Raw genomic sequence first — 11,521 nt, 5'->3', positions numbered from 1 at the left:
TGGCGCCCTGTGCCTGACCGGGGCGGGAACGGCGACCGCGGCACCCGCCTCCCCCACGGGCACCTCTGTTTCGGCCACCCCCGTCCTGGAGGGCGCGAACGACTTCGGCTGTGTGCCCAGTGCAGCGCATCCACGTCCGGTGGTTCTCGTGCACGGAACGAAGATGGATGCGTCGACGTGGAAGACGCTCGCACCGCAGTTGAAGAGCGAGGGGTACTGCGTCTTCGCCCCCAACTACGGCGGCGTCTCGCTCCTGCTCGATCCCAGCACGACCATCTGGGGTTCGGGCGATATCGCCGAGTCGGGACGGCAGATCGGCCGCTTCGTCGACGAGGTACTTGCCGCCACCGGTGCCGAACAGGTCGATCTCGTCGGCCATTCACAGGGCGGCACTTCCTCGCGCCAGTACATGAAGTTCGACGGCGGCACCGATCCGCAGGACCCGGCCCGCAACAAGGTGCATACATTGGTCACCCTCGGTGCCACCAACCACGGCACCACGTTCGGAGGTTTGCAGCAGCTCTCCGAACTGCTCACCTCGCTCGGTCTCCCCGGTGACGCGCTCACCCCGCTCACGTACAACATGGCCGGTGCACAGCAGTTGGTCGGTTCGACGACGTTGACGAGCCTGAACGACGGCGGAGACGTCCAAACGGGAGTCGAGTACACCGTCATCGCCACCCGCAACGACACGGTGTCGACACCCCCGGGGAACACCTTCCTCCGGTCGGGTGATCCGTCGACGGTGCACAACGTATGGGTCCAGGACGTGTGCCCGTCCGCCACGACATCGCACATCGGCCTCGTCACCGATCCCGCGCCGCTGTACATGGTCAAGTCGGCACTCGATCCCGATTACGCAGCGACCACACCGGCACCCTGCTGACAGTGCACGTTCCGTAGCCACCGGGGCCTCACGACATCATGTCGGGAGGCCCCGGTGGCTTTCGAAGGACTACCGGTCCAACTCGATCTGCAACACGGGTCCGATCTCGGCGAGCGCAGACTGCGACGCCATCTGCCAGTGCGTCGAATGCACGGGAACCACGGTGACGCTCCCGTCGACCGCGTCCTTCCACGTCGACGCCGCAACGGTTCCGGTCGGATCGTCGACGACCGACGCGAAGAGAATCGACCGTCCGACGAATGTCCGGGGCACGTGTGAGTCGATCAGCTCGGCCGAGCGGGCGATCCCGTCCAGTATCCTGGCGATCCGTTCGCGAGAAATCGCATCGAACGGAGCAGGCATCGATGCCAACAGCTCGGCCACGGAATCGACTGTGAGCTCGCCGATCTCGATATCGGAGTCTCCTCCAGGCCCAGGCCGCCGAGCATCTCTCCGGCCGACACGGGACGGTCGACGAGGTGGTCGGTCCTGCCCGCGACGAACGAATCCATCATGGCCAGTGTGTCCACCGATTCGCCTTCACGCTGCAGTTGCACAGCCATGGCGTGAGCGATCGACCCACCCATCGACCAACCGAGCAGGTGGTACGGGCCGGACGGCTGCACGGTGCGAATCCTGTCCACGAACAGGGCGGCCCACTGCTCGATCGATTCCGGCAGGGGTTCGGCACCGGAGAGGGCAGGTGACTGCAACCCGTAGATCGGACGGTCGTCGCCGAGGTACGCCGACAGTCCACCGAAGGCCCAGGACAGCCCCACGATGGGATGGATGCAGAACAGTGCTGCGGAGGAACCACCGATCCGAAGAGGAATCAAAGTCTCCAGCCCGGTGGATTCGACCCCCTCGACCGGCGACGTCGTCGCTGCCGTGATCCGTGCGGCGAGCGAGTCCACGGACGCGTCGACGAACAACCAGTTCAGCGGTATCGGCCCGCCGCCCACGGCTGCTCTGAGCTTGGAGACCAATTTGACTGCAAGCAACGAGTTGCCACCCACCGCGAAGAAGTCGTCGTCCAGCCCGACGCGCTCGACTCCCAAGACTTCCGCGAACACCGCGGCGACCGATTCCTCGACCGGAGTCTGCGGAGCCTGAACTCACGGATCTCGAATTCCGGGGCAGGCAACGCCCGACGGTCCAGCTTCCCCGCCGCATTGAGCGGCAGCGCATCCAGCACTACGAACGCCGACGGCACCATGTACGACGGCACCGCCGACCCCAACTCCGACCGCACCGCCTCGACATCGACCGCGGTGCCGACGGCGGGCACCACGTACGCAGCCAACGACTCCCCCACCGACAACTGCGCGACCACCACAACGGCCTGACTCACCGACGACAACGCCGTCAACGCCGTCTCGATCTCCCCCAACTCGATGCGCTGCCCACGGAACTTGACCTGAAAATCGGTACGACCGATGTACTCGAGCCGTCCGGCATCCATCGACCACCGCACCAGATCACCGGTGCGATACATCCGCGCCCCCTCAGCACCGAACGGATCGGCAACGAAACGCTCCGAGGACAGATCCGCCCGCGCAACGTAACCCCGAGCCAACTGCACCCCGGCGAGGTAGAGCTCACCCGGCACACCCGCGGGTACCGGATGCAACCGCGAATCCAGAACGTGGACAGAGGTATTCCACTCCGGCACTCCGATGGACACCGAACCATCCACCGCGACGTCATCGGAGACGTCCCGATACGTGACACTCACCGCAGCCTCGGTCGGACCGTACAAATTGTGCACCCGAGCATCCGACACGGCCCGGCACGCACCCACGGTCCGCGCGGGCAACGCCTCACCGATCACGAAAATATGCCGAAGCGAAGAAATGGACTGCGCAGCAACCGATTCGGCAAACACCGTGAGCATCGACGGCACGAAATCCGTCACCGTCACACCATGACGGGCGATATCGGCCGCAACGGCCTCCACATCACGCTGCGCCCCCGGGGCCGCCACGATCAACCGACCCCCGGTACGCAACGGCAGGAAGAACCCCCACAACGACACATCGAACGTCGTAGCAGTCTTCTGCAAGTAGACATCCGACGCGTCGAGACCGTACTCCTGCGCCATCCACGCCATCTGATTGACGATCGCACGATGCTCCACGGCCACCCCCTTGGGCCGACCGGTCGACCCCCGAGGTGAACAGCACGTACGCCAGATCGCCACCCACAGCACGAGGGAACGCCACCGACACACCCGGCACGGGCGGATCCGTGATATCGACAACCGGAATCGCAGTTCCCGTGACGAAGTCGTCCCGCGCCGTCGACAGAACGACAACCGGCGACGCCGTGTCGAGAATGTAGTCGTTACGCTCCGCCGGCTGATCCGGATCCACCGGAACATACGCCGCACCGGATCGCAGCACCGCGTACATCCCGACCACCAGCTCGACCGATCGACGCATCGCCAACCCCACCAGCGCACCCGGCCCGACACCGCGCTCCTGCAACAACCACGCGGTCGCATCCACCCGATCCGAGAACTCCCGATAGGTCAACGACCGCTCACCGAACACCAACGCCACCGCATCCGGCGAATCGACCACCACGCGATCGAAACCATCCAACAAGACCTCACCCGCAGCAGCCGCCGAAACCCGAGTGTCGTTGACAACCGACACAATCCGATCTCGCTCACCGGCGTCGAGCACATCGATGTCACCGACCGGGAGCTCGGGTCGAGCGGTCACCGCGTCGAGAACGGTCACCAACCGGTGTCCGAAGGACGTCACGGTCGACTCGTCGAACAGATCAGTCGCGTACATCAGCTCGACGGCGAGTCCTTCGCCGTCGCCCCGCTCGGTGAAGGTCACCTGGAGGTCGAACTTCGCCGATGCCACGCCGGAACCGAACGCCTCGACACCGAGATCGGGCAGCTCGAACGAACCCTGTGAGAAGTTCTGAAAGAACAGTGCAACCTGCACCAGTGGGTGTCGTCCCTGCGAACGCACCGGATCGAGTACCTCGACCAGACGCTCGAAGGGCACGTCGACATTGTCGAACGCCTCGAGATCGGCCGTACGTACCGTGTCGAGAACCTGGGCGAACGAGGCATCCGGCGCAACTGGTGTTCTCAGCACCACCGTGTTGACGAACATGCCGACCAGATCGTCCAGCCGGGCGTCGCCACGGCCACCCACCGGCGCTCCCACGGCGATATCCGCCGTACCCGAGAGTCTCGCCAGCAGCACGGCCAGCGCGGCGTGCACCACCATGAACGGGGTCGACTCGCTCGTGCGGGCGCACTCGAGCACTCGGGCGTGCAGCTCGGCGTCGATATCGAACGACACCACCGCCCCTCGTCCCGACGCGACCCGCGGGCGCGGCCGGTCGGCGGGTAGCTCCAACTGTTCCGGTAGCCCGTCGAGCGCGTGCTGCCAGTACCGAATCTGTTTGTTGGCCAGAGAGTTCGGGTCCGATTCGGAACCGATCATGTCCAGTTGCCACAGCGTGTAGTCGACGTACTGAACCGACAGCGGCGTCCACTGCGGTGCCGATCCGCTGCGTCGCGCGAGGTATGCCGTCATGACGTCCCGAGACAGCGGAGCCATCGACAGACCGTCGGCCGAGATGTGATGTGCCACGAAGGCCAGTACGTACTCCGGTACCGGACCGGCGGGATCGGTGATCTCGAACAGTCGAACACGGAACGGAATTTCGGTGGTGACGTCGAATCCACGCGTGAAGAACTGCGTGACGTCGGCCAGGGCGCTCTCGCGGGTGACAGGCACCACGGCCGTGTCGACCTGCGTGTCGGCCTCGTCGAGCACATGCTGATATCCGCTGCCGTCGATGTCGGGGTAGACGGTGCGCAGCGACTCGTGGCGACCCACCACATCGATCACGGCGGCCTGCAGCGCATCGATGTCGAGTGAACCGCGCAGCAGCAAGGCAACCGGCACGTTGTTGATTGCCGACGAGGTGTCGAGTCGGTTCAGGAACCACATGCGCTGCTGAGCGGACGAGAGCGGAATGTGTTGCGGCCGAGCCCTCGAGGCGTCGAGCCGGGCCCGGACCGGAGCGTCGACCGAGTCGGCTGCGTTCGCGAGTGCTTCGACGGTGGACGACTCGAACACCGAACGCGCAGGCACGTGTACGCCGAGTGCCGACCCCAGCCGTGCAGCGAGTTTGGTGGCGATCAGCGAATTGCCGCCGAGCGCGAAGAAGTCGTCGTCGAGACCGACTCGTTCGACGCCGAGCAACTCGACGAAGATGTCGGCTACCGCCTGCTCGGTGGGTGTCGCCGGAGCGCGGAACTCGGCGACCTCGAACACCGGCTCCGGCAACGCATCTCGGTCGAGTTTGCCGGTGGGAGTCAGCGGAATCGACTCGATCACGGTGACCACGGACGGCACCATGTGCGCAGGCAGACTGCGCCCGGCCGCGTCGAGCACGTGGTCGACGTCGAGTTCGGCCCCTGTCGTCGGCAGCACGTAGGCCGCGAGAACCGTTTCTCCCGTTGGCCCCTGGTAGCCGAGGGTTGCTGCGAACTCGACACCGTCGAGTGCGGTCAGAACCGCGTCGATCTCGCCGAGCTCGATCCGAAACCCCCGAACCTGGACCTGGAAGTCGTTGCGGCCCAGGTATTCGATGACGGGTCCTGAGGGCCCTTCGCGCCATCGCACCATGTCACCGGTTCGGTACAGCCGCGCCTGATTGGAATCACCCTCGACCGCATAGGGGTTGGCGACGAAGCGGGCTGCCGTCAGCCCGAACCGGCGATGGTAGCCGCGAGCAAGGCCCGCCCCGGTGAGGTACAACTCGCCCGGAACTCCTGCAGGGACCTGGCGAAGCCGGTCGTCGAGAACGTGATGACCCATCTCCCTGGTCGACTGCCCGAGCAGCACCGCCTCGCCCGCGGTCAGCGGTGGCGAGATGTTGCACACCATGGAGGCTTCGGTAGGTCCGTAGACGTTGTGGAACCGTCGGTCGGTGGCCCACTTCGACATCAGTTCCGACGAGAAGGCCTCACCGCCGACAGCGAGCACTCGCAGATCGGGCACATCTGCCGGGTCGAGCGACGCGAGCGCCGCCGGGGTGATGAACGCATGCGTGACCCGGTGGCGGCGCAACACTTCGCTCAGATCGGTACCACCGTAGACGCCCGGTTCGATGATGACCATCGTCGAACCGGCCCCGACTGCCATGAGCAGTTCGAGGACGGACGCGTCGAAACTGGGGGACGCGAAATGCAGTGTGCGCGAATCGGAGTCAAGGCCGTACGTTTCGACCTGTGTGGCGGCCAGTGGTGCCAGGCCCGCCTGGGAGACCGCGACGCCCTTCGGTAGGCCCGTCGAGCCGGAGGTGTAGATGACGTATGCGAGATCGGACGCGCGAATCGGTGCGCGTCGATCGTCCGCCACCACCGGACCGTCCGAAAGCCCACTCAGTTCTTCCTCGACGTCGGATGCGTCGAGCGCGATCCACGACACCGCATTCGGCATCGCGGCCTCGAACTGCGTTGCCGTGACGCCCATTCGGACACCCGAATCGGCGGCCATGTGCTCGATGCGAGCAACCGGGTAGTTGGGATCGATCGGCACGAACGCTGCCCCGGTCTTGGCCACCGCCCACACCGCCATGACCGATTCGGGCGACCGGGTCAGCGCCAGCGCCACGAAATCCCCCGGCCCTACCCCACGTGCTAGCAACAGGCGGGCCAGCCTGGACGATCGGGAATCGATCTCTCGATAGGTCAGAGACCGGTCCCCGAATTCGGCAGCAATGCCGTCCGGGTTCTTCTCCACCGCCGCCGAGAGCAGAGTCGGCAGCGCAACGATACGGGCGGGTCGAGTACGCGTCGGCCGAGACCGGGTGGGCCTGGGACGGGCCGTTCGGCCCCCCACTCGGCCGTCGGACTCGGACGGTGTACCGGTCGATCCATCCGCACTCATCTTAAGCAATGACTCCTCACCAGTTCTTCGCCGCACCGTCGACCGTGGAGGTGACCGGCGGTCACCTCCACGGTTGATCGTTCACGCGGTGGTCGGCGTTGCAGTTCGCCTCAGCCTATCGGTCGGCCGGTCCCGATCGGTTCAGGCAGACGGTGCACCGGGGTGCCGTCCGGCATCGCCTCGTGGCGGTCACCGTCGGCCGACACGATGGCGACGAGATCCTCCAGATCGCCGGGTGCCAACTCTTCGACAGCGGTGATCGAATCCTCGGTGAGGAATGCGTGCGTCGCCCATTCCGCGGACACGATCTCGGCGGCGTCCTCGGCCGACTCCGCCTGATCCAGGATCAGGGCCGCGCCTGCCGTCACCGCGACGACACCGGCCAGCACCGCCGCAGCGGTGTCGAAACGCGCGGGAACCGCGAGCCGCGAATCGTATTCGACCGCCCAGTCGGTGACTGCTCTCGCCGCCACTGCCGCGAGGGTTCCGTGGTCGACGACAGTTCCGTCGTTCCCGACCAGTGCCGGACTGTCGGGCCCGAGGACCGCGGTCCGATCGGTGTACGTCACCGGCCGCGAAGAATGAGCCGAGATCGCATCGACGATGTCGGTCCGACCGAGTTGAACCACCGTCATCGACCCGGCCCACGCCGGTACGTCGTCTTCGTCGAGAACCGCAACCGACGCGCCCGTCCGCTCGACCCACGCAGGCGCGGCGTCCGAATCTGCCGGATCGACGGGAGCGAGAGCTGCTCCCGCCTTTGCGACCGCCCAACGCGTCACGACGGCCTGGACCCCGTCCGAGACTGCGACAGCGACGACGACGCCGGGCCCGACACCCTTGTCGATCAACAGGCGGGCCAGACGCGACGAGCGCTCGTCGAGCTCACGATAGGTCGTCTCGGCACCGCCCGAGGACAGTGCGGGCGCATCGGGATCGGTGTCGACCGCGGTGGTGAGCACCTGGGGCAGAGTCAGATCCGATCGAACCGGCGCCGCAACGGGATCCGCAGTCTCTCGGGCGTCGGACAGCACCGCTCGCTCGGCGGCATCGAGTACATCGATGTCTCCGACGATCACAGACGGTGTTGCCGCCACGGCCTCGGCGATACGAGTGAATCGTGCTGCCAGCGATGCCACGGTGGACTCGTCGAAGATGTCGGCGGCGTACACCCACTCCACGATCAGAGTTCCGGTTCCCGACTCCCCTTCGGCGTGCTGTGTCTCCACCGTCACCTGCAGGTCGAACTTCGCCGTCGGTTCGAAGCCGCTCACGGGTTCGACCACCAGGTTCGGCAGTTCGAAGCGCGCATCGCCGTGTGGTTCGACCGACAGGACGGTCTGGAACAGCGGGGTGTACCCGGTATGTCGGTCCGGGGCGATGGCGTCGACCACTCGCTCGAACGGTACGTCGGAGTTGGCGAAGGCACGAAGATCGTTCTCGCGCAGCGTCTTCAGCAGCTCGCCGAACGTGGCGTCCGGGTCCACGTTCGTCCGCAACGCCAGTGTGTTGACGAACATGCCGACAAGCCCGTCGAGCTGTTCGTGCCCGCGCCCGGCGATGGGTGTGCCGACCGCGAAGTCGCGGGAACCACTCATTCTCGACAACAACACACCGAGTACCGCGTGCAACACCATGAACAGGGTGGCGTTGTTCTCGCGCGCGATGGCGACCAGTCCGGAGTGGGTCGATTCGTCGAGCCGAGTACTCAGACCGGCCCCGCGCAGTGTCGCGGTGGCAGGCCGAGGTCGGTCCCACGGCAGCGAAACGACCGGGGTGATACCGGCCAGTTCGTCCGCCCAGAATGCCAACTGCTCCGACAGTATCGAGCTGGGATCGCTGTCCGAGCCCAGCACCTGCCGCTGCCATACGGCGAAGTCGGCGTACTGCACCGTCAGCGGTTCGGGACTGTAGGCATTTCCCGAGGCTGCCGCTAGGTAGGCGGTCATGACGTCGCGGGCCAGGGGCGTCATGGAAGCGCCGTCGCCACTGATGTGGTGCATGACGATGACGAACACGTGGTCGTCCGGGCCGGCGCGGAACAGGGCTCCGCGGATCGGTGGTGCCACGGTGACGTCGAAGCCGCCGTGGATCATCGCGCGAATACGATCGGCGGTGTCGGCATCGCTCGGAGCGTCGATGGGGGTCAGGTCGGGAACGGCACCCTCGACGTCCAGGATCTCCTGGTAGGGCGAACCGTCCGTGTTCTCCGGATACCGGGTACGAAGCGACTCGTGGCGTTCCACTGTCGACGTCACCGCGGCCTGCAGCGCAGCGACATCCAGTTCACCTCGAAGACGCAGGGCCAACGGCATGTTGTACGCCCCGGAATCGGGGTCGAGTCGGTTGAGCACCCACATGCGCTGCTGGGCGAGCGAGAGCGGAACCTGTCCGCCTGGTGCCCGTCGCCGCAACGGCACGTCGTTGGCGTCGTCGATACGCGACTCGGCCCGAGCTGCGAGCGCGGCAACGGTCGAGGCCTCGAACAAATCTCGAACACCGACCTTCTTGCCGAGCGCCGACGCGACGCGTGCGGCAACTCGGGTCGCGATGAGCGAGTTGCCGCCCAGATCGAAGAAATCGTCGTCCGATCCGACGCGCTGCACGCCGAGCAGTTCGGCGAAGATCTGCGCGACCGTCTCCTCGATCGGAGTTGCAGGAGCACGGAACGCCTTGACCTCGAACACCGGTTCCGGCAATGCTTTTCGGTCCAGCTTGCCGCTCGTGTTGAGCGGGAACTCCGAGAGCACCATCACCGTGGACGGCACCATGTACGCCGGTAGAGCGCCGCCGACGAACGTGCGCACCTCGGCCGGGTCCAGCGTTCGGCCCGGCCCCGGAACGACGTAGCCCACGAGCTGATCTCCGGCACTTGTCGTCGCGACCACCGCGGTGGCCTGATTCACGTCGGGATGAGTCAACAGCGCGGTCTCGATCTCGCCGAGTTCTATGCGCTGGCCACGGAACTTGACCTGGAAGTCGGTGCGTCCGATGTACTCGAGCACCCCGACCGTTTCCTGGCCCGGACGCCATCTGACCAGGTCACCGGTGCGATACATCCGGTCACCGTTCGTCGCGAACGGGTTGGCCACGAATCGATCCATCGTCAGGTCGACGCGGCCGAGGTAGCCGTCGGCGAGCTGGGTGCCCGCCAGATACAGCTCACCCGCGGTTCCTGCTGCCACGGGGTGCAGTCGCCCGTCGAGGACGTAGGCCTGGGTGTTCCACTCCGGCGCACCGATCGGAACCGTCGAGACATCCCCCGGCTCGGTTTCCCAGAACGTCACTGTCACAGCGGCTTCCGTCGGCCCGTACAGATTGTGGATGCCGGCCGAGCTGATCGCTCGGAAATCGACCACCGTTTCCGGCGGGAACGCTTCGCCGACCACGAACACGTGCCGAAGCGAACGGCACTGATCCGCTGTGGCGTACGCGGCGAACACCGTGAGCATCGACGGTACGAAATCGGTGACGGTCACGCCGTGCCGAGCGATCCGATCGGCGACGTACGCGGGATCGCGGTGGCCGTCCGGTGTGGCCAGAACAACCGTCGCACCGACCCAGAGCGGGAGGAAGAATCCCCACAGCGACACGTCGAAAGTCGTGGCGGTCTTCTGCAAGTAGACATCGTTCGCATCGAGCGAGTACTGCTGCACCATCCAAGCCATCTCGTTGACGACGGCACGGTGCGAGACCGCGACGCCCTTGGGTCGTCCGGTCGAGCCCGAGGTGAAGATGACGTAGGCGGTGTTTCCCGGGCGCACCGGTGCCAGTCGATCGGCGTCGGTCACGGCACCGGTCGAGTGGACGGTGAGGTCGACAGTGTCGAGCTCGAGAATCGGGAAACGTTCCGGTAGACCCGTCCGATCACGACCGGTGGAGAGCACCACTACCGGCTTCGCGGTGTCGAGGATGTACTCGATCCGATCCGAGGGGTGGTCCGGATCGATGGGCACGTAGGCACCACCGGCTTCGAGGACGGCGTAGATGCCGACCATGAGGTCGATTCCGCGCCGCATCCCGAGCGCGACGAGCGACTGCGGACCCACACCGAGAGACACCAGGTGTCGCGCGAGGCAATTCACTCGATCCGAGAACTCCGCATACGTGACGGTCGTGTCCTCGAACACCACTGCCGGCGCATCGGGGTTCGCGGCCACTCGGGCCCGGAACTGCTCGGTCAGCATGACGCCTGCGTCGACCTCGTGCGCGGTGTCGTTCCAGGTCTCGATCACTCGGGTTCGTTCTGCTGCCCCGAGTAGATCGATGTCGCCGACCGCGGCTGTCGTGTCGGATACGAAGGTCTCGAGTATGCCGATGAGGCGTGCCAGCACGGAGTCGATGTACGCGGGATCGAACAGATCGCTGATGTACTTGAGCGTGAACGAGATTCGGTCCTCGGCCACGACGAGCAACGTCAACGGATAGTGGGTGTTGTCGTTGGAGCTCACGCCCTCGACGGTCATACCGTCGATGGCCGCGGCCTGTTGCGTCAGTTGCGCTTCGTCCACCGGGTAGGACTCGAAAATGGTCAGGGTGTCGAACAGATTTCCGACGCCGATCGCCCGCTGGATGTCGACCAGCCCCATGTGGTGATGGTCGAGAAGATCGGCTTGCTCACCCTGGATCCGGCCGAGGTACGTCTCCACCGTCTCCGCCGGGTCGAATCGCACTCGGACCGGAATGGTGTTGATGAACAGCCCGA

5 protein-coding genes and 1 pseudogene are annotated in these 11,521 nt (G+C 65.7%); 1 reads left to right on the top strand and 5 read right to left on the bottom strand.

Features of this window, described 5'->3' with window-relative positions; all coding sequences use genetic code 11:
- The first annotated feature begins 7 nt into the window (after positions 1 to 7).
- Positions 8 to 886, top strand: coding sequence for a triacylglycerol lipase (locus RHBS_RS16835; protein WP_128646074.1), 879 nt, complete (start codon positions 8 to 10; stop codon positions 884 to 886).
- Between the two features lie 69 nt (positions 887 to 955).
- Here RHBS_RS16835 and RHBS_RS30780 read toward each other — a convergent pair whose 3' ends face one another.
- The 5 genes and pseudogenes from RHBS_RS30780 to RHBS_RS16825 form a co-directional block, all read right to left on the bottom strand.
- The gene (locus RHBS_RS30780; protein WP_237669300.1) at positions 956 to 1,159 is read right to left on the bottom strand and encodes a hypothetical protein; all 204 of its coding nucleotides are present in this window, start codon (positions 1,157 to 1,159) and stop codon (positions 956 to 958) included.
- 11 nt (positions 1,160 to 1,170) lie between these two features.
- Positions 1,171 to 1,923 carry a thioesterase domain-containing protein gene (locus RHBS_RS30775; RefSeq protein WP_237669304.1) on the bottom strand — a complete coding sequence of 251 codons (753 nt, stop codon included), beginning with the start codon at positions 1,921 to 1,923 and terminating at the stop codon, positions 1,171 to 1,173.
- On the bottom strand, positions 1,824 to 2,996 hold the full coding sequence (locus RHBS_RS31580) for an AMP-binding protein (protein ID WP_272913869.1): 1,173 nt from the start codon (positions 2,994 to 2,996) through the stop codon (positions 1,824 to 1,826). The genes RHBS_RS30775 and RHBS_RS31580 overlap by 100 nt, the downstream gene beginning before the upstream one ends.
- A gap of 118 nt (positions 2,997 to 3,114) precedes the next feature.
- Positions 3,115 to 6,816: pseudogene (locus RHBS_RS16830) on the bottom strand (amino acid adenylation domain-containing protein); the annotation flags it as partial.
- 110 nt (positions 6,817 to 6,926) lie between these two features.
- The coding region (locus tag RHBS_RS16825; protein ID WP_128646073.1) for a non-ribosomal peptide synthetase at positions 6,927 to 11,521 on the bottom strand (4,595 nt) is incomplete at its 5' end.

Source organism: Rhodococcus sp. BS-15 (assembly GCF_000813105.1).
GTDB lineage: Bacteria > Actinomycetota > Actinomycetes > Mycobacteriales > Mycobacteriaceae > Rhodococcoides.
Note: the sequence above shows the minus strand (reverse complement) of the source record. Positions and strands in the feature narration are given on the sequence as shown.